Consider the following 20,018-nt stretch of genomic DNA (forward strand, 5'->3'; position numbering starts at 1 on the left):
ATGCGTATTACCCTTCTACTTTTTCTGCTGACAACGTATCTGCTTCCCGCCTGGGGTCAGTCCCGGCAACAACCCGGCCCAGGCAGGGCAAGCACCACCTACTGCAACCCGATGGATATAAGCTACCGGTATAATTTTGAGCAGTTGAACGAAAAGATATCGTACCGCTCGGGCGCCGACCCGGTCATTATCAACCACAAAAAAGAGTACTACCTCTTCGTGACCATTCAGGGCGGTTGGTGGCGTTCCAAAGACCTGATCAACTGGAACTATGTGGTGCCCGACAAGTGGCCAATGGAAGATATGTGTGCCCCGGCGGCCCTGTCGGTGCGCGACACGCTCTATCTGTTTCAAAGCACGTTTGAACAGCGCCCCATCTTTTATTCGACCGAGCCGGAGAAGGGAAAACTCAACTTTCTGAACCGCTGGATGCCGCGCCTGCCCAAAGATATTGGTCCGTGGGACCCAGCGCTTTTCCACGACGACGATACCGACAAATGGTATATGTACTGGGGCTCATCGAACGTATACCCGATTTTCGGTGCCGAACTCGACAAGAGCCGTAACCTGACCTATGCAGGTAACAACCCGGCTGAGGCCTACAAGGCCATGTTCTGGCTTGACCCCTATAAGCACGGCTGGGAACGCTTTGGCCCCAACCATTCCGACCCGTTCAAGCCGTTTACCGAAGGGGCCTGGATGACCAAGCACAACGGTACGTATTACCTGCAATACGGTGCGCCGGGTACCGAATACAACGTGTATGGCAATGGCACCTACGTAGGCAAAAGTCCGCTGGGGCCGTGGGAGTACGCGCCCTATAACCCGGTGGCGTATAAGCCTGGTGGTTTCGCAACGGGTTGCGGACATGGTAATACGTTTCAGGACAATTTTGGCAACTACTGGAACACCGGCACCACCTGGATTGGCTACAACTGGGGTATGGAACGGCGCATTGTGATGAACCCGGCGGGGTTCGACAAAGATGGGCAGATGTATGCCAACACCCGCTTTGGCGATTATCCGCATTTTCTCGCGACCAAACCACTACAGAACCGCGACGAACTGTTTACGGGCTGGATGCTACTCAATTACAAAAAGCCCGTTTTGGCCTCGTCGACGCTGGCCGTAGCGCCTACCGATACCGTTAATGCCGAACGAGTGGCCGACGAAAATCCGCGGACGTTCTGGGTGGCCGGAAAGAACCGCCCCAGCGAAACGCTGACGACCGACCTGGGGGCTGAGCGCGATATCCGGGCCGTACAGGTAGATTACATCGACTATAAGCAAACCATCTTCGATTCAGATTCAACCGTATACACCCAGTTCAAAATCCTGACCTCGACCGATGGCAAGACGTTTGAAGTGGTGGCTGACCTGACCGAAGAACCAAAAAAAGACCATGCCTGTGCCTATGTAGAAATTCCGGTGCGGGCCAACGGCCGTCCGGTGCGGGCCAGGTACGTTCGCTACGAGCATGTGTATGTGGCGGGGCCAACGCTGGCGATCAATGCGTTTCGGGTATTTGGCAACGGCGTGGGTAAAGCACCTGCTACGCCGACGATGACCGCCGTTCGTCAGAAAGACGAGCGCAACGCCGACCTGACCTGGACAAAGGTGCCTGGGGCAACAGGCTATAATATTCGCTGGGGAATTGCGCCTGATAAATTATACCAGACCTACCAGTTCTGGGACGATCAGCCCGGCAAGTTTGAGTTACGGGCTCTGAATGTAGGGGTGCCTTATTACTTTGCCATCGAGGCTTTCAACGAAAACGGCGTATCGGGTTTGAGTGGCGTAGTAGGCGTGAAGTGAAGGGGATTCGACACAGAGGCACAGCGGTAACAGAGCTAGTGATCATTTAACGAAGAAACTCTGTGTTGAACCCCTTTTTTTTTCAACTACTCAGGTTTTGAGCGTCTGTGTCAGGTACGTCACCCGACTGCGCAATACCCGTCGTTTGACTGTGTTCCGGCAGTAAAATCCGCGATTGAGGCAGGCTTTCAGGATGCTCATCGCGCAGGAAAGCAATGACGGCTTCGCGGATGTGGCAACGCAGATCAAATGCCGATGGCGCATCGTTGGCCGATACCAGGATACGCACCACCATACTCGTAGGCGTTGTATCGGTAACCTGTACTACAAACACCTGCTCATTCCAAAGTGGGTCGGCCTCGACCAGAGCTTTAGCTTTTTCACGGATGGCCTCAAGTGGCGTGTTGTAATCGAGATAAAGGAGAATAGCGCCGGTAATGGTAGCGTCTGAGCGGGTCCAGTTCTGGAACGGCGTTTCTACAAAATAAGTGATGGGCAGAATAAGCCGCCGCCGGTCCCAAAGCCGTACCACCACGTTAGTCAGGTTGATCTCTTCCACCCGTCCCCACTCATTTTCAACCACAACGGCATCATCGAGGCGAATCTGTTGCGAAAAGGCGATCTGAATACCGGCCAGCAGGTTGCCCAGCGATTTCTGCGCCGCAAAACCTACCAATACCGACACGATGCCCGCTGACGTAAGCACACTAACGCCCACCTTGCGGCTGCCCTGAAAATTGAGTAGTAAGAGCGAAAAGCTAACCAGTACAACCAGCGTGGAAATAATACGCCGGAAAAACTGCACCTGCGTCACAAACTTCCGGCCCGACAGGTTAGCGTCGCTGCTGATGTCATAGCTACGAACCAGCAGTAGTTCGGCTACTTTGAGCAGGCGGAGTGCCAGCCAAGTGCTGGTGAGCAGAAATAAAATTTCGGCCGTTTTGTCGGCTACCGGATGTCGCCGTAAGAAACGGTCGCTCTGGAGGTTGGTGCCAATCAGGAAAAACAACGAAGGCAACCAGAAGTAGAACGCCGCCCGCAGGTAACTGCGTAGTAACGCCAGGGCTGGTTCATAGCTCCGCCGTAGAATAAGCCGGGTAACCTGTACTAACAGGAACGTAGCGAGTACACCACCAATAATGGATATGATTAGTAAGATCCAGCCCGACAGGTCGCGGTTGGGTACGTACCCAAACCACCGGACAAGGGAGCGAATCCAGGAATCGAATTGCTGCTGCATGAAGTAAAAGTAGGGGCTATTCCAACGGAAAACAGGGAATTAGCTCTTTTTCGAGCCTTTGACCTATTTGCCTACTACCGCTTTGCAGCTACACACAGGCTGGTTTTGACCGTGATTCAGCTATCATCGTCTCCGCAAATGACACCCGGCGGAGACGATGATAACCAAACTGGTTAGGCTGTAGTAGGTACGTTCGACTCATTTCGAAGACTCCCGACCTGGATCAGGAAGCAGGCCAACAGCGTCACTACATCGATCAATAACAGCGTCGTACCAAGGGGGGATCGGGTGGCTGATGTGTCGAAGACAACCAGGAAAAAACCGATCATGAAACTGTTCAGGAGCATAACGGCCCACAATAGTGGTTTACTGACCGTTTTTCGTAAGGCTGCCCAGGCAGCAAGGCCCGCCAGCAGGGCCATGTCGAGGCAAAAAAAGAGCCAATAACCACCCGTGATTTCGTCTACAAACGTCCAGGTGGCGTGACCTAACAAGGCCAGCAATGCGCTTGTCTCAGCGACAACAGCGTTGGCCCAACACGCGATTTTTAACGACTTTGAGGTGTTCATAGTGAGTTGACAGGGTTGACGATTCATAGTAATTAGTTCGGCCAGAATGTGTTTTCCTGCCTGAGATCAGCCGAGAAAATAGTGGCCTGGGTAATCAGTCCATCGACGACCGTGTAGGAATCAATATTGTCGACCGATAAGCGACCGCCGGCTTCCTGAATGGCTTGCCAGTGTACCACGCACGCCACCTGATTACCGTTCACCGCCAGTTTGTCGAAGGCGGTTAGCCGCAACGAGTTAGCCGTGAACTGAAACATACCGCTGATCATCTGCACGAGCTCATCTCGCGAGTGTTTTTGACCGGCAAACTGGTGGCTACCGGGTTGATGCCATTGAATTTCGGGATGCAGCAGCGGAATGGCTTTGTCAAGTTTGCCTTGCTGAACAGCCGTTAGAAATTCGTGGACAGTTTGTTCGGGGTTCTTTTGCATAATCTGTTGATTAATTGATTGTTGATTGAAAGATGCGTGGCCGTGCTTACTGATTGGCAATAGCAACGCGATGAGGAAAATGGCTAGTGTGTTCATCGTTTTTTTTGCAAACCTACGGCTGCTCAATAGGGAACGACTTACCCGAATACGACAACCTGTTATCACTTTGCGCCATTGTGTAACTAGCCTGTTTGCCGATGCGTATGTTTGCGGTATGCAGGACCCACAACGCTTACTGGTACTCGCCCTACTCGATTATGCCGCCCGCAAAAATGCGCCGACCGATCAACTCTGCACGCTGATCGGCCTTGATCCGGACCGGCTTAAACAGCCTGGCTTACTGGGCCTGACCGCCCGGCAAATCGACGACCTCTGGACCAACGCTGCCCGGTTGACCAAAGACCCCTTATTTGGTCTTCATTTCGGTGAATCGATGCAGTTAACGGCCTTGGGTGTAGTTGGTGGGCTGGTTCAAACGAGCCGCACGATTGGCGAGGCCCTGACGCAGGCTGCCGCCTTTACAAACCTGATCACCGACGTAGTCAGCCTGTCGTTTAGCCGCACAACCGATTGGATTGTGATCGATTTTTTGCCAAATAAGGCGCGGTGGGAGGTAGCGCCCGTGGCGTTTCAGCAACAAATGGACTTGTTTATGGCTTTTACGTTGCACGAACTGGATGGGCTGGTTTTACGGCGGGTTTGCCCGATTCAGGTAACGTACCCAGTCGATCCGGTCTATAAAGTGGAGTATGAACGCGTACTACGTTGCCCTGATTTGGTGCAGGCAGGTGGTTATCAACTTAAGCTGGATGGCACCTACTGGGATGAGCCTATTAGTACCGCCAACTACGATATGCAGCAACTTTGGCTGAAACAGGCGGCCGAACGTACCCCCATCAGCCAGAATATAGCTACGCTGAGCGCTCGTATCACTCAACACCTGCTGACCAATGCGTATTTGGGTATACCTACGCTGGAAGACATGGCGGCCAATCTGAACATCAGTCCGCGCAGCCTGCAACGGAAGTTACAGGAAGAAGGAGTTTCCTATCAGCAGTTGGCTGATTCGGTCCGGAAAACGGTCGCAATCCAGTATCTCGACACAAAAAAGTATCCCATTAAAGAAATAGCCTATTTGCTGGGCTATAATGAACTGAGTGCGTTTACACGTGCCTTCAAACGATGGACGGGATGTCCACCTGTTCACTACCAACGGTTGTCTTAGAGGTCCCAGGGCAACCACATATTCAGCACCTTTCAGCTGATGGACAAGCCTGTGCCTCACTTGGTGAGTTATCTATCGACTGGTTGGGCTGTTTTAGTGTTGATACATGTATAGACGAAGCGGCTCGCGGGGTAGCGAGCCGCTTTTGTTTTTCAACGTTAAGGATACTGAGCATGTTCAAAAATCCACGGGTAGGTCTCATCTATGCCATGACCCTTATTGATGGCGTAGTAGCAGGGGGACTGGGCCCGCTGTTCAACAAGTATACGGCCGCCTTACCCGCCAAGCAGGTGTGGGTAATGGCGGGTTCGGCCTTATTACTTGGGCTACAATTAGTAACCGCCCCAGTTTTAGGGGCTTTGTCGGATAAAATTGGCCGTCGGCCTGTGTTGATAGGTACGTCGATCGGTTCGTTTCTGGCTTCATTTCTGTTATTCCCCATCAATGTGTGGGGCTATCTGGGTAACCGCGCTGTAGAGGGGACCACAAACGGCATGGGTTCGGTACTGCGCTCGGCGGTAGTGGATACGGCCGAAGACAACGATGTGGCTCAGCAAACAAGTATTCAGGGAAACATTACCGCGTTGGGTGCCATTTTCGGCCCGGCCGTGGGCGGTATACTGATCATTGCGTTACCGCAGGCCCGGTTCGACCCCATTCCGCTGGTGATTATGGGACTCATTCTGGCTGTGCTGAACATCGTTCTGTCGCTGATTTTCAAGGAGACGAACGACAAGGAAAAACAGCCGATCGATCCGAAGGAGCTAAAAGAGAAATCGCTGAATGCCTTAAAGGTTAAAACGCTGTGGAAACAACTGGATGAAGTCGATGAGAAGTTGAAGGGGTTTAAAGCACTCTATATTCTGCAATTGCTGTCGCTGCTGTCGCTGGGGTATTATAACTACTTCATTGCCTACCTGATTGTGGGCGATCTTGGGCTGACACCTTATCAGGCGGCTTACTTCTTCATCTTCTACGGCCTGCTTACTGTAGTGGTCAACCTAGTGTTTTTTCAGCTTATTTCCCCCCGTATCAACCAGAAAAAAGCCCTGGTTGTGGTGGCTATTGCCGGAGTTGGGGTTATGGCGCTCTATGCCTTTGCGGGCAGCAGTGTCACCCTGCTCTACATTGCCGGTGCCATTGACTCGCTGAGTATTGGTTTGCTGGCTGGGCTGATTGCCGGCATTACCTCGCAACTGGCGGCTAAAGGGGAGGGGCAGGGCAGCGTTTTTGGCGATACACAGGCGTTGGGCGGGGTAGCCAGTTTTACGGCGGCCGTAGCCACTACGTTACTAACTGCGCTTGAACCACGCGCCCCGTTTGCGTTTTACGCCCTGGCTATGGCTGTGCTGGCCTACCGGGCCGCCACGCTTCCCAACGATGCCGCCAGCGAAACCGAGCCAGACAACCAGAAATAAGGGCTGATGAGTTACGCAGCCTCTACCGTCGTTGACTAGAGCAGCACACGTCCGGACAACAGTTTTTTTGACACTGGTTTTCCAGACGTAGCACTTTTTAGGGCGACTTTCCAGACTTTTGACCGCATGTTTAAAGACCGCCACCTACTGCACATCTACGCCATTATTTTCATCGATGTTGTGGTGGGGTCAATCATCGGTCCGGTGCTTCCTCAGTTTGTACGGGGGCATGCGCAGCCGCAGTTATGGCTGGCCCTCGGTACGGCGCTGTTTCTGGGGATTCAACTAATCTCGGCCCCTCTGCTGGGCAAACTGTCGGATGGGTATGGGCGCAAGCCAATCTTCCGGCTTTCGTCGGTGGGTACGTTTCTGGCCGACTGTATGCTGTTGCCCGTGCGGATGGGCTGGCAACTCGCCAATCGGTTCAGCGACGGACTGACCAACGGGCTATACGCTACAGTCCGCTCGGCCATCACTGACATTTCGCCCAAAGAAGCCCTGTTCCGTAACCTCGGCATCGAGGGGGCCATTATTTCGCTGGGGTTCGTGATTGGCCCGGCAGTAGCGGGGCTGCTCATCACCCTCCTCGACCTGACTGACCCCGTTGAACAAGCCAGGTACGTGGTGGCCATGGCCGTTGGGTTGTCGGCCCTGAACGTGCTGCTCAGTTTCCTGCTGCGCGAAACGCACCCCGCGGCGGACCGTGCTAATCCCGGCGGGGTGTCGCGGGAGGAGCTGAAAACGGAGCTGGTCCGGTCGCTGGCGGTAGGAACCATTTTGTCGCGGCTTCGGCAAAAAGACAAGGAACACCCCGGATTGCTGAAACTGGTCCTGATGCAGGTCGCCCTGACGGGCGCTATTGGCTACTACAACTATTTTGTTGCCTATGCGAGCCTGGGTGCCCTGCAAATGGACGCCAAGGCGATCTCCTACTTTTTCATGTATTTCGGCGGGCTGAGCGTGGCGATCAGTTACGGTTTCTACGGCTTTCTGGCCGACCGGATCAACCAGCAGCGGGCCATTTTCTGGTTCGCGCTGATTGGCGTTCCCGTGCTGGCCTCCTATGGGCTGGTAGGCACGTCGCGGGTATGGCTGTACGTCATCATCACCATCGACTGCTTCACATACTCGCTTATTCAGGGTCTGATTGAGGGGTTAATGGCCCAGAAAACCACGGATACTGACCGGGGCGAAGTATTCGGACTAAATCAGGCCATGCAGGGGCTGGCCAGTTTTGGCACCACCCTGATTTTCGGACTGCTCTCCATCATCGATTTGCGATTGCCTTTCGCCTGGTTTGGGCTGTGTCTGGCGCTGGTTGCTTGGCTGGCCCGGAAGTAGCTTATACTGACAAATAACTCCGTACGGAAATTATTTGTCGGCGGCTCACGGAAATGATCCCTTTTTTGGAGTTACCTACTAGGGCACGGTTAGCCGTATGATACACCATGCAGCGCTTGACCGACCCAACATGTATTGAGTGCCGGTTTATGGCACCTCGTTCAGACACTTAATCACAGATACTACCATGATTGCAGCGAAAGGCTATGCAGCCCAAAACGCAGAGACGCCCCTGGCTCCTTTTCAGTTTGAGCGGCGCGATTTGAAACCCCACGACGTTCAGTTCGATATTCAGTATTGCGGGGTATGTCACTCTGATTTGCACCAGATACGGGGTGAGTGGGGCAACTCTATTTTCCCGATGGTACCGGGTCACGAGATTGTAGGCCGCGTAACGGCAGTAGGCGATCAGGTAACTAAATTTAAAGCGGGTGATCTGGCAGCAGTTGGTTGCTTTGTTGACTCATGTCGGCACTGTGAAAATTGCGAAGAAGGCTTGGAGCAGTACTGCTTGAACGGGAACACACAGACCTATAACGGACTTGAGCAGGACAAGAAAACGCCAACGTATGGCGGTTATTCGAACGTGATGGTTGCTCATCAGGATTTTGTGCTGAAAATTAGTGAGTCGCTCGACCTGCCTGCTGTAGCCCCGCTACTTTGCGCTGGTATTACAACCTATTCGCCATTGCGCCACTGGAAAGTGGGTAAGGGACACAAAGTAGCTGTGTTAGGTTTGGGTGGTCTCGGCCATATGGCCGTTAAGTTTGCCGTGGCGTTTGGTGCTGAAGTAACCTTGCTGAGCACGTCGCCATCGAAAGAAGAGGATGCACATCGGTTAGGTGCTCACAAGTTTGTCTTGACCAGCGATGCTGAACAAGTAAAAGCCGTACAGAACTCATTTGATTTCATTATTGATACGGTTTCGGCTCCGCATGACTACAATATGTATCTGGGATTGCTGAAAACTAATGGCGTTCAGATCTGCGTTGGCGCACCGCCCAAACCCGCCGAAATAGCCGTATTTGGCTTGCTCGGTGGCCGTAAAAGCATCGTTGGGTCAAACACAGGCGGCATGCCGGAAACTCAGGAAATGCTTGACTTTTGCGCTGAGCACAACATTGTTTCTGATGTAGAAGTGATTCCGATGGATTACATCCAAACGGCTTATGAGCGGATGCTCAAAGGCGATGTACGCTACCGGTTTGTAATCGACATGGCTACGTTGTAATTGTTGCTGATATACGGAACGTAGAGACCGGGCCGCCGGTCTCTACGTTCCGTGCCCAAAATGTAGGCCAAACCGCAACGCTAGTATACCCCCGCATGAAACACACGTACCTGCTGCTTATTCTATGGTTGGCCGCCTGCGCACCGCGCTATAAAGGACCGATAACTGACCATTTCAACGGAAAAAAATTCGCCAATACAGGGCCAGCCGTTGAGCGAAAAGGTGGTTTGCTGAAATGGCTGTTCAACCGTGACAAAGGCGTTTGGCTCGCTACGCCCGATGCATTGCCCGGTCCCAAGCCACAGACCCGCGTATTTGGCGACAGTTTGGTCGTAACCTTCGTCGGGCATTCCAGCTTTTTGCTTCAGGTCGACGGGTTGAATATTCTGACTGACCCTGTTTGGTCTGATGAGATTGGCCCAACCAGGTGGCTGGGCATCAAACGCCGTCGGCCACCGGGGTTACGTTACGAAGACCTGCCGCCAATCGACGCCGTATTGCTGAGCCATTGCCACTACGATCACCTCGATCTGGGTACGTTACAACGTCTGGCGAAGGACTTCAACCCGCCCATGGTTACGCCCTTGGGCGTGTCGTATTTACCAAAGAAAGTAGGCGGAAACGCTACTCGTGAGCTGGACTGGAATGATAAGCTGGTTGTATCGGACAAACTCACGATTACCTGCACCGAGGCCCGGCATTTCAGCAACCGGGGCATGGGTGACCGAAACCGTACGCTATGGGCGGGTTACCTGTTGCACACCCGGTTTGGTACCATCTATTTCGCTGGCGATACCGGCTACGGTGACCTCTTCCCGAAGATTGCCCGGCAGGCTGAGGCGAGTGAGACTGGGTCTATCAAATTCGCCATGCTGCCCATTGGTTCATACCGACCAACGTGGTTTATGGCCCCGGTACATATGTCGCCGATCGAAGCGGTACAGGCGTTTAACGACCTGGGGCAGCCACAAAGCGTTGGCATTCATTTTGGTACTTTCCAGCAGGGCGACGACGGCCTTTTCGAGCCGCGTGATGACCTGACGAAGGAGCTACTGAAACAAAAAATTCCCCTCCAGCGGTTTGTTGTACCTGTGGAGGGGAAAGCAATGGTGTTTAAGCGATAGATTGGTCATTGAGCGGTTGGCCTGTAACTAATTACCCTACTGGCCAATCCACCAATCACTCGAACTTTACTTCGCTTTGCCCATGGCCCAACGGATACCGCCCAGCAGATGGCCTACAAATAGCGGATCGACGTATGACGCGTCGGTGTGGCCCATGCCTGTGTAGAATGACCGGCCACCATCGAACTTGCGATACCAGGCAATTGGGTGGTTATCACCGTTGGCACCGCCGGTGTACGTTTTTTCGTCGAGCTTGGCCAGTACGGTTGGTCCGTCAACGATCTTCTTGTAGCTGTACCATTCGTCGAACCGTTTCCAGCGGTCGGGGAGCCCTTTTGTCGATGGATGGTTCTTGTCGATTACCGCTACTTCGGCATCCTGCTGCTTAGGATGGCTCAGGAAGTAAGCACCACACAGTTGGTTATACCAGGGCCAGTTATATTCGGTGTCGGCGGCGGCGTGAATACCAACGTATCCACCCCCTTTCTGAATGTATTTCTCGAATGCCTGTTGCTGAAGCGTGTCGAGTACATCGCCGGTAGTGCTTAGAAAGATAACCGTCTTGTATTTTTTGAGGTTGTCGTAGGTGAAGGCATTGGCGTCTTCCGTGGTATCGACCCGGAATTTGTTCTCCTGCCCCATCTTCATCAGTGCCACCTTTCCGGCTCCGATCGACGCGTGGCGGTACCCTTTGGTACGCGAGAATACCAATACCGCATCCTGGGCGTAGGTGGTATAGGTGAGGCTGACAAGGAGCGCGAGTGCGAAAAATTTCATGATGAAATCAGTGTTTATTTCTCCGTAAAGGCGGGGAATTGATTAATTTAATGGTTCCGCGCCGAATCACCGACCAATATCTTATTGGCGCAGCGTACCCAACATCAACTTAAGTTAAATGACCGTTCGCCCCGCAGTTGTTCTCCTTCGAAATGATGCCGTGTTACTGATGCAATACCGCTACGGCGATACCGACGTATTTGCGTTGCCCGGTGGTAATCCTGACCCCGGCGAAGACCTTGAAGCCACACTCGAACGCGAATTGATGGAAGAGTTAGGCGTAGAGATTCAGGTATTCAATATGCTGTTTTGCGGGGTGGTCACGCGCCCCAACCAGAAAGAAGACGTGCTGCATTGCGTCTTCGTGGGCGAAATCTTCGGGGGAGAGCCCGTGCTCAACCCTGCCCATACCAGCGCCTGTAGTGTGATCTGGAAACCCGTTGATGAACTCACGGATCTGGCCATGTACCCCAGCGTAGCAACGGCTATTCAGGAACACCACACCGCTATGCTCCCAACAACGTACCTGGGCTACATTGAACAGCCGTTTTACGGGTAAGGCTTTTTAGCAGAATCAAGCTGTACAAGCGTGTGTTTTGAGTAATAGACAAGGCTAGTCTGTTCCTGTTGCCCCTGTCGAGCGTTCATTTTTGTGCTGTCAAGCTCCCGCCCAGCATACCGGCTGTGCTGGCGATAAGGCCCCAGAGCATGGGTGGAAAAGACGTTTCCAGCCAAAGGCAAAGCAGCCAGACGCCGAATCCCAAAACGATCGACCACAGGCAGCCCTGGTTGGTCGCGCGTTTCCAGTAGATACCAGCGGTGAGTGGTACAAAGAGCGACACCAGACTAAACGCCGATGATTCGCCGACCAGATCGAAAATACTGGTGCTACGCTGTAGGGTCATACCCACGCAGATGACCGAGATCACCACGATGGCCCACCGTATGGCTTTTAAGAGCTGCTTGTCGGTAAGGTTGGGTCGGAAAAATTTCAGGATGTTCTCGCCAAAAACGGTGGCCGGAGCCAGAATCGCGCCGCTCGATACGCTTAGAATTGCAGAGGTCAGCGCCCCGAAAAACAGGATTTGCAGGGGTAGGCTACCGTGCCGCATCACCATATTCGGAATGATCAGTTGCCGGCTTTGCTCGTCAACCCCCGCCAGATCAGGGTGAAGCAGACGGGCCGCCAACGCAATGAATAGGGGCAGAGCTGCTACGGTCAGGTACAGCCCCGATGCCAGATACGAGGCCTGCACCGACACCCGCGCCGATTTAGCCGACATGACTCGCTGGAAAATATCCTGCTGCGGAATACTGCCCAGCCCAATCGTCATCCAGGCGGCCAGGTACGTTGCCCAGCCGCTCAGGCTGGCCGGGGGCAGAAACTGGAAGAAGTTGTCGGGCATTTTGGCCGCTACTCCCGAAACGCCGCCGACCTGCGGATACAACACAACTGCCAGCACCAGCAGGGCAAGGATAATGATGAGGTTGTGCAAAAAGTCGGTAATTGAGATCGACCACATGCCTCCCAGCAAGGTGTAGATCATTACGATGGTGGCACTGGCAATGATTCCCCATGCCATCGGAATGCCCATCACCACATTCAGCACAATACCAATGGCGATGTACTGCGCGGCGATCCAGCTGAAGTAGGAGGGAATCATGATCACTGCGCTGACCAGTTCGGCCGAGCGGCCGTAGCGAATGCGGAAATAGTCGGAAAACGTGGTGATGTTCTGCTCGTATAGCGGGCGGGCAAAAAATGCACCGACCAGAAACAGGCAGAGCGCCGAGCCAAATGGTTCTTCGATAATACTCAGCACACCTCCCTCTACAAACTTAGCGGGGGCACCCATGATACTTTCTGACCCAAACCAGGTGGCAAACGTAACCGATGTGGCCAGGGCCAGCGATAACCCACGACCCGCCAGCACAAAATCCTGCGATGTAGTCACCCGTCTGGCTGCCCACGCGCCAATGGCAATGTTCGATAGCAGGTAGAGCGTGACGCAGGTGATGAGCATGCGGCTTAATATGTCTTGGTCATGTCGCCGGGAATAGCCAGTATGTACGTAGCCAGGCCTTTCCAGTCGGCCTGTGGCTTCGACACATCCTCGCCCTCAACCGAAGAAATAGTCACGATTTTCAGATTCGGTTGTTGCTGGCGAAGGTACCAGACAATGCCTTCGAAGTTTTTAGAGTGGTAATCGCCGTTGAGGTGCAATACCGTCCGTCCGGGCTTAGCGCCGCCGAATTGGCCATATTCCAGAATGAACCGGGCCATTGTGGCGTCTTTTAGGGCCTGTGCCCGGGCGAAGTTTTCGGCTTGTGGGCTGTTGCTCGACGTTGACCCGCCATGACTACCCATCATCTCGAGCATGCCTTTGTAGCCGGGCAGGGTCAGATCGACGGTGAGGGGAAGTTTGACCATGTACTGTTTCCCGGTGGCCGATACCGTGTCGAGGGCGGCCAGGCCCTGACGAGACACCAGACTGGCGTAGCGTCTGGGTACGTTGGTCGCGGCAAACGTCAGTTTCTTGTCCCGCGCCAGGTCAACGACCGGGCGGTAATCAGTATCGTAATTGGGCCATAAGCGGGATTCTTTGGCGAACTCCTTATCAGACGTCTGCCCGCTAACGTACCTAGTCAAGGCCTGCTGATTGTCGGCCTCGAACATTTCGGCGCCCAGTACCAGATTCGTGCCCCGTTGAGCGGCCAAATCTTTGGTCAGTTGTAGCTCGAACCAATGGCAGATGGGATTGTTGTGTAACTCGCCGAACAGCACCACGTCGGCTGCGGCGGCATCCTTCAGCAGCTTTTCGTAGGAAGAACTCTTACCTGCCTGCGTGTAGAACTGGTACGCAGGTTTATCGCTGCGAAAGGCAGAGAGCGTCAGGACGGTGGCAATAATGGCTAGAGATCTCATGCTGACGAAGATACGGGAAAGGGAGTAAAGGAGTGAAAGGAGAAGGGAGTAAAGGAGGAAGGGTTGCTTTCGCCTGAGCAATTACGCCAGTGAAAGCAACCCTTCCTCCTTTACTCCCTCGCTCTTTTTAAATCTTATACGTCCAGCCGAAGGTATCTTCGATCTTACCCGTGCGGAGGTCGCTCATGTACTCTTTCACGCGTGCTGCGAATGAATCGGTGGCAGCGCGTTCTGGGAGCATGTAGTCTTTGCCCTCGTAGCCAATGGCCTGGAAGGGAGATACCACCACGGCGGTGCCTGCACCGAATGCCTCGGTCAGTGAGCCATTTTCGATGCCATCGATTACTTCGCGGATTGAGACTTTGCGTTCTTCGACGGTCGTACCCCAGCTTTGCGCAATCTCCACGATGCTCCGGCGGGTTACGCCGTTCAGGATAGAGTCAGACAGAGCAGGTGTTACCAGCTTGCCGTCGATCACGAACATAACGTTCATTGTCCCCGACTCTTCGATATACTGATGCTCGGTGGCGTCAGTCCAGATCAGCTGGTCGTAGCCGGCCTGCTGGGCTTGTACGGTTGGGTACAGCGAACCGGCGTAGTTACCCGCGCATTTGGCCGAACCAACCCCACCCGGTGCCGAGCGGATGTATTCCATCTCGACTTTAACCTTCAGCGGTTTCGAATAGTAAACGCCTACCGGGCAGGTGAAAATGCAGAACCGGTACGTCTTCGACGCGGCTACACCCAGGTACACGTCGGTAGCGAACATGTACGGACGGATGTAGAGTGAGCTGCCGGGCTGGCTTGGTACCCAGTCGGCATCGGTACGTAGCAGAGCTTCCAGACCACCCATGAACACGTCTTCCGGAATGGTAGCCATGCACATCCGCTTGGCCGATTCATTCATCCGCGCCCAGTTGTCGAGTGGACGGAACATCAGCACCTCGCCCGCTTCGTTCTTGTAGGCTTTCATGCCCTCAAAAATCGACTGACCGTAGTGCAGTGAGGAGAGCGCCGGATTGAACGAAAAATCGCCAAAAGGTACAACCCGCAGGTCGGTCCACTGACCGTCGGCGTAGTCGGCCACAAACATGTGATCGGCAAAGTGCTTACCGAAGGGCAGATTATTGAAGTCAACTTCCTGGATGCGGCTCTGCGATGCCTTCTGCATCTCGATTTGAAGCAAGTCAGTGGTCATGGTCAATGGAAATAAGGTTGACGTTTGTCGTTCGAAGTTTGAGGTTGCGTTGCAAGTTTTTGAGTTTCGCTGCCTAAGCAGAGCAGCCTCAAACTTCAAACGACAAACGTCAAACCTATAATTAGTTGCTTTGACAACAAATGTAAAAAAAATGGGCACTCATTCTCATTAAGTTAGCCGGAAACTAAACAAATTCTGTAAGCAATGGGCTAAAGAAGGCTTATCGACGTTCTACCCTAAAGTGTGTTTACGTATGAAAATGTCTGATCAGTTCCTGGCCTACCTGCTACTACGGCTAACCATGGGTGTTAATTTCACCTTTCACGCTATTCCACGGTTCGTTAAGGGCGTTGGTGGGTTTCGTGACAAAATGGTCTCCGATTTTAGCCAGACCCCCCTTCCTCCGTTTCTTGTGTATGCCTTTGGCACCCTGCTGAGCTACATCGAACTGATTATCGGTATCCTGCTCACGATCGGCATGTTTACGCGCTACGCGCTGGTATCGGCTAGCCTGCTGATGATGGCGCTGATGATAGGTACGTCGTTTCAGCAGAAATGGGATGTTGTGGCTTCACAACTGATCTACTCCGTCATCTTCTTCATCCTCGTTTGGACCCAACAATCCAACTTCTATTCTGTTGACCGAATCATGCTGGGAAGGGAGTAAGGCAGCATTCACCGCTTGCTGTTGCTCTGTCCTGAGCCAATAGGCCTACTAGCAGCGCAACAGCAAACGGTAAGCCTCCTTTTACACCCTCGGCTCCCAGGCTACTTCGTCGACGGCGAGGTCCTGCGCCATTTTACGGCTTAGCACGAAGAGGTAATCTGACAGGCGGTTCAGGTACGTTATCACCAACGGATCAACCGGTGATTCGCTGTTGAGCCCAATCGCGAGGCGTTCGGCCCGACGGCATACCGTTCGAGCCAAATGGGCGAACGATACCGACGCATGACCGCCCGGCAGCACAAACTTGCGCAGTTCGGGTAACTCAGTATCCATCGCGTCCATATTGTCTTCGAGCCGGGTTATGTCGGCATCGATGATGGCCGGTATCGCTTGCCGGGGTGGTTTGTTCGGGTCTGTTGCCAACTCGGCACCAGCGGTGAAGAGCCGATCCTGAATTTCTTTCAATAAAGCCCGCCGATTGGCATTAACAGGCTGATCGCGCAACAGACCAATCCACGAGTTCAGCTCATCAACGGTACCGTAGGTATCAATCCTGAGGTCAGCTTTGCTAACGCGCCGTCCGCCGATAAGTGATGTCTGGCCTGCATCGCCGGTTCTTGTATATATTTTCATGGAGACTTTTTGGGGTAAATCAAGGTTAACTGGCTAAATCCGGTGTCGCAAAAGTACCTTTGCGGCCCATTAACAACACGTCGTCACACCGTACTTATGCGCGCTGGTTCCTTTTTTGTTCGCACCTGGCGAATATTGTCCATCCTTGGTTTTGTAGGCCTTCTGATGAGCAGCTATATTTCATACCCTGGCGAGGTAGCTTTTCGGTTCAATGATGCTGGTCAGGCCGTACAGTACTTGAGCCGCGAAACCATTTTCTACGTAAGCATCGGCATTTTCATTCTGGTCTATGTTATAACCAACGCCGTCACCCGCCTGTTTCCAAAATTGCCGATCGAAAAAATTCCCAATCCGAACCCTACTGCTTGGGAAGGGCAACGCCGTAAACTGACCGATGTATACGTGAATTGGTTTTATGCCCTGTCGGCGGCATTCAACACTATACTGGCACTTGGCCTGATGGTGCTGTCGTTCCTGAACCGCAGTAACGTAAGTGCTGATTCAAACGATTACGGCTGGTTACTGCCTGTAAGCACCGGTATTATTGCCATCGTTGTTATTTCGTTGCCGATTCGGTTGATGATGAAACCACCTGTCGATCATGTTGCCTGATCTCCGCCTAGACCAATTTCAATACGACCTCCCTGATGAGCGCATTGCTCGTTTTCCACTGGCCAAACGCGACCAGTCGAAACTACTGGTTTATAAGGAAGGACAGATCAGCCATCACCAGTTCGTTGACCTGCCCGATCTGCTGCCTGCTGATAGCTTCCTGGTGTTCAACAATACAAAAGTGATTCCGGCCCGGCTGCTCTTTATGCGGTCGACCGGCGCAACCATCGAACTATTCCTGCTGAACCCAATGCCTTCCGACAGGCCTGTTGGCGAGGCGATGCTCGATAAAGGTGAAGCTGTTTGGCAGTGCATGATTGGTAACCGCAAAAAATGGCGGGAGGGCGAAACGCTGTTGCTGACCTTTGGCGAGGTAGTACTGATTGCTGAATGGGAGGATACGGAGAAAAGTCTGATCCGCTTTACCTGGCAGCCCGACGACATGACCTTCGCCGAACTGATTCAGCAGGCCGGTCAAATGCCTCTGCCGCCTTATTTGAAACGTGAACCCATTGCCGCTGATAGCCAAACATACCAGACCGTGTATGCCAGAAAAGAAGGAGCCGTTGCGGCCCCAACTGCTGGCCTGCACATGACCAAGGATGTGCTGGGTACGTTAGCCGAACGTGGTATTGGCCACGATGCGCTCACTCTGCATGTGGGGGCGGGTACGTTCCAACCCATAAAAGCCGATGACCCCCGGCAGCACACCATGCACGCAGAACAGGTTGTGTACACGCGGGAGAACATAACGAACGTTCTGAAACACCTGGACCACCTGATTCCGATAGGGACCACATCCATGCGGTCGCTCGAAAGTTTATACTGGTTTGGCGTTCGGTTGCTGGCCAGCCACCCCGATCCGTTTCACCTCGACCAGCAGTATGCCTATAACGTACCTGCGGAGGAGCAGCCATCGACCCACGATGCTGTGGAGGCGGTGCGCCTATATATGGAACAACATAAGCTACCACTATTGACAGCGCATACGTCTATCTATATCACACCTGGTTACCAGATGCGGATGTGCCGGGGTATCGTCACTAATTTTCACCAGCCGGGCTCTACCCTGATTCTGTTGATTGCCGCTCTGGTTGGCGATGACTGGCGTACTATATATACAGAGGCGCTTAGCAACGACTATCGTTTTCTCAGCTACGGCGACTCGTCACTCTTACTTCCATAACTTAATAGGAGAATGAGCAAATGAATAAATAAGCGGATGCTTTGTACCGCATTGCGCTATTCTCTAACCATCTGCTCTTTCGTCCAGTCGCTCATTCCCTACTAATCGCTCATGAATTTCATTGAAGAACTCCGCTGGCGAGGCATGCTTAACGACATGACGCCCGGTACCGAAGCCCAACTCAGTAAAGAAATGACTGCCGGGTATATTGGCTTTGATCCCACGGCCGCTTCGCTCCACATTGGCAACTTGGCTACCATCATGCTGCTGGTCCATTTCCAGCGTGCCGGTCATAAGCCATTCGCGCTGGTTGGTGGTGCTACCGGAATGATCGGCGACCCATCGGGTAAAGCCGCCGAGCGTGATTTTCTGTCGGAAGAAACGCTTCGCCTCAATCAGGAAGGCATCAAAAAGCAGTTGGAGAAGTTTCTAACCTTCAGCGATGCGCCGAACTCAGCCGAGATGGTCAACAACTACGACTGGTTTAAGGAGTTCTCGTTCCTTGGTTTCCTGCGCGAAGCGGGCAAGCACCTTACCGTTAATTATATGATGGCGAAGGATTCGGTAAAGAAGCGGCTCGAAACGGGCATCTCCTTCACCGAATTCTCGTACCAGCTTCTACAAGGCTACGATTACTACTGGTTATACAAGAACAAAGGCATCCGGCTACAAATGGGCGGTTCTGATCAGTGGGGCAACATCACTACCGGCACCGAACTTATCCGGCGTAAAGAAGAGCGGGGCACCGAAGCAGAAGATGATCGCGCCTTTGCCCTGACAACGCCGTTGGTGACAAAAGCCGACGGAACCAAGTTTGGTAAATCGGAAAGCGGAAACGTTTGGCTCGACCCGAGGCTGACATCGCCATATCAGTTCTACCAGTTCTGGCTTAATACAGCTGACAATGATTGTCCACGTCTCATTCGTGTATTTACGCTGCTCAGCCAGGAAGATATAGTACGTCTGGAAGCAGAACACGCGGAAGCGCCCCACCTGCGCATTTTGCAGAAAGCCATTGCACAGGAGGTAACCACCCGAGTTCATGGTCAGGAGGGGTACGAGCTGGCGGTAAAAGCGTCAGAAGTCCTATTTGGCAAAGCAACCATCGACACCTTACGGTCTATTGCAGTCGACGAATTCGATGTAATCTTCGAAGGCGTACCCCAAACAGAGGTCTCTGCTGATGAATTAGCGGCCTGCAAAGACATTACCGATCTGCTTTCAGTAGCGTCAAAGGGTGAAGTATATGCTTCAAAAGGTGAAGCACGACGCGCAATTACCCAAAATGCGGTCAGTTTGAACAAGACAAAAGTGAGCGATCCGGCTGCTTCATTGGCCTTGGAATGGCTCCAGGACCGCTATTTACTGGTTTCGAAGGGGAAGAAGAACCACCTGCTGAAAAAAGTTTAACTTTTTTTCAGGCCCTAACTAACTGAAAGAAAGTGGTTAACGCATAAAGTCTCAAAATGTTAACCATTTTCTTTCAACAGGGTCTTGACACGGGGCAAATGTTGCCCTACTTTTGCAGTCCCAATCAGGAACAACGGCGGTTGAGCAACAACAAAACCGCCGCTTTTCACGAGGACGGCACAGGGTCAGCATCCCGGCAGAGTACAAAAATTAAT

At 53.0% G+C, this 20,018-nt stretch carries 19 protein-coding genes; 11 read left to right on the forward strand and 8 right to left on the reverse strand.

The features are described from left to right. Entirely contained in the window at window positions 1–1,815 is a 1,815-nt protein-coding gene (locus F7231_RS16175) for a family 43 glycosylhydrolase (protein WP_166692669.1), read from the forward strand. An 82-nt stretch (window positions 1,816–1,897) separates the two neighbouring features. Here the strand turns inward: F7231_RS16175 and F7231_RS16180 are convergent, their stop codons facing one another. The 3 genes from F7231_RS16180 to F7231_RS16190 form a co-directional block, all read right to left on the reverse strand. Next, window positions 1,898–3,055, reverse strand: coding sequence for a mechanosensitive ion channel family protein (locus F7231_RS16180; protein WP_166692671.1), 1,158 nt, complete (start codon window positions 3,053–3,055; stop codon window positions 1,898–1,900). Window positions 3,056–3,228: 173 nt separating this feature from the next. Continuing rightward, window positions 3,229–3,624: a hypothetical protein gene (locus F7231_RS16185; protein WP_166692673.1), complete on the reverse strand. Its 396-nt coding sequence runs from the start codon at window positions 3,622–3,624 to the stop codon at window positions 3,229–3,231. A 32-nt stretch (window positions 3,625–3,656) separates the two neighbouring features. Beyond that, complete coding sequence (locus tag F7231_RS16190; RefSeq protein ID WP_166692675.1) at window positions 3,657–4,055, reverse strand: nuclear transport factor 2 family protein; 399 nt, start codon at window positions 4,053–4,055, stop codon at window positions 3,657–3,659. A 166-nt stretch (window positions 4,056–4,221) separates the two neighbouring features. On the opposite strand from F7231_RS16190, the gene F7231_RS16195 reads away from it, so the two are divergent. From F7231_RS16195 to F7231_RS16215, 5 genes are all read left to right on the forward strand, one after another. Continuing rightward, on the forward strand, window positions 4,222–5,280 hold the full coding sequence (locus tag F7231_RS16195; RefSeq protein WP_229369995.1) for an AraC family transcriptional regulator: 1,059 nt from the start codon (window positions 4,222–4,224) through the stop codon (window positions 5,278–5,280). A gap of 173 nt (window positions 5,281–5,453) precedes the next feature. Further along, complete coding sequence (locus F7231_RS16200; RefSeq protein ID WP_166692677.1) at window positions 5,454–6,698, forward strand: MFS transporter; 1,245 nt, start codon at window positions 5,454–5,456, stop codon at window positions 6,696–6,698. A 126-nt stretch (window positions 6,699–6,824) separates the two neighbouring features. Then, a complete protein-coding gene (locus tag F7231_RS16205; RefSeq protein ID WP_166692679.1) occupies window positions 6,825–8,039 on the forward strand; it encodes an MFS transporter in 1,215 nt (404 codons plus the stop codon). A 187-nt stretch (window positions 8,040–8,226) separates the two neighbouring features. Next, window positions 8,227–9,270, forward strand: a complete 1,044-nt coding sequence (locus F7231_RS16210; protein ID WP_085411167.1) for an NAD(P)-dependent alcohol dehydrogenase — start codon at window positions 8,227–8,229, stop codon at window positions 9,268–9,270. Window positions 9,271–9,365: 95 nt separating this feature from the next. Next, window positions 9,366–10,394, forward strand: coding sequence for an MBL fold metallo-hydrolase (locus F7231_RS16215; RefSeq protein ID WP_166692681.1), 1,029 nt, complete (start codon window positions 9,366–9,368; stop codon window positions 10,392–10,394). A gap of 66 nt (window positions 10,395–10,460) precedes the next feature. Here F7231_RS16215 and F7231_RS16220 read toward each other — a convergent pair whose 3' ends face one another. Then, on the reverse strand, window positions 10,461–11,171 hold the full coding sequence (locus tag F7231_RS16220) for a ThuA domain-containing protein (RefSeq protein ID WP_085411165.1): 711 nt from the start codon (window positions 11,169–11,171) through the stop codon (window positions 10,461–10,463). A gap of 118 nt (window positions 11,172–11,289) precedes the next feature. Between F7231_RS16220 and F7231_RS16225 the strand changes: the two genes are divergently transcribed. After that, a complete protein-coding gene (locus F7231_RS16225; RefSeq protein ID WP_166692683.1) occupies window positions 11,290–11,730 on the forward strand; it encodes an NUDIX hydrolase in 441 nt (146 codons plus the stop codon). Between the two features lie 85 nt (window positions 11,731–11,815). Here F7231_RS16225 and F7231_RS16230 read toward each other — a convergent pair whose 3' ends face one another. The 3 genes from F7231_RS16230 to F7231_RS16240 all read right to left on the reverse strand — a co-directional run bounded on the left by F7231_RS16230 (window position 11,816) and on the right by F7231_RS16240 (window position 15,295). Beyond that, window positions 11,816–13,195, reverse strand: a complete 1,380-nt coding sequence (locus F7231_RS16230) for a high affinity choline transporter 1 (protein WP_166692685.1) — start codon at window positions 13,193–13,195, stop codon at window positions 11,816–11,818. 5 nt (window positions 13,196–13,200) lie between these two features. Next, the gene (locus tag F7231_RS16235) at window positions 13,201–14,097 is read right to left on the reverse strand and encodes a ChaN family lipoprotein (RefSeq protein ID WP_166692687.1); all 897 of its coding nucleotides are present in this window, start codon (window positions 14,095–14,097) and stop codon (window positions 13,201–13,203) included. Window positions 14,098–14,224: 127 nt separating this feature from the next. Beyond that, the gene (locus F7231_RS16240; protein ID WP_166692689.1) at window positions 14,225–15,295 is read right to left on the reverse strand and encodes a branched-chain amino acid aminotransferase; all 1,071 of its coding nucleotides are present in this window, start codon (window positions 15,293–15,295) and stop codon (window positions 14,225–14,227) included. 253 nt (window positions 15,296–15,548) lie between these two features. Between F7231_RS16240 and F7231_RS16245 the strand changes: the two genes are divergently transcribed. Further along, window positions 15,549–15,962, forward strand: coding sequence for a DoxX family protein (locus tag F7231_RS16245; RefSeq protein ID WP_085411160.1), 414 nt, complete (start codon window positions 15,549–15,551; stop codon window positions 15,960–15,962). An 81-nt stretch (window positions 15,963–16,043) separates the two neighbouring features. On the opposite strand, the gene F7231_RS16250 is transcribed toward F7231_RS16245, so the two are convergent. After that, the gene (locus F7231_RS16250) at window positions 16,044–16,595 is read right to left on the reverse strand and encodes a cob(I)yrinic acid a,c-diamide adenosyltransferase (protein WP_085411159.1); all 552 of its coding nucleotides are present in this window, start codon (window positions 16,593–16,595) and stop codon (window positions 16,044–16,046) included. A 165-nt stretch (window positions 16,596–16,760) separates the two neighbouring features. On the opposite strand from F7231_RS16250, the gene F7231_RS16255 reads away from it, so the two are divergent. From F7231_RS16255 to tyrS, 3 genes are all read left to right on the forward strand, one after another. Then, on the forward strand, window positions 16,761–17,207 hold the full coding sequence (locus tag F7231_RS16255) for a hypothetical protein (RefSeq protein WP_229365029.1): 447 nt from the start codon (window positions 16,761–16,763) through the stop codon (window positions 17,205–17,207). Continuing rightward, entirely contained in the window at window positions 17,197–18,393 is a 1,197-nt protein-coding gene (locus F7231_RS16260; protein ID WP_166692691.1) for an S-adenosylmethionine:tRNA ribosyltransferase-isomerase, read from the forward strand. Before F7231_RS16255 ends, F7231_RS16260 begins: the two co-directional genes overlap by 11 nt. Before the next feature lie 111 nt (window positions 18,394–18,504). Beyond that, entirely contained in the window at window positions 18,505–19,803 is a 1,299-nt protein-coding gene (gene tyrS / locus F7231_RS16265) for a tyrosine--tRNA ligase (RefSeq protein WP_166692692.1), read from the forward strand. The last annotated feature ends 215 nt before the right edge of the window (window positions 19,804–20,018 follow it).

The organism is Fibrivirga algicola (assembly GCF_011742925.1).
GTDB classification, from domain to species: Bacteria; Bacteroidota; Bacteroidia; order Cytophagales; family Spirosomataceae; genus Fibrella; species Fibrella algicola.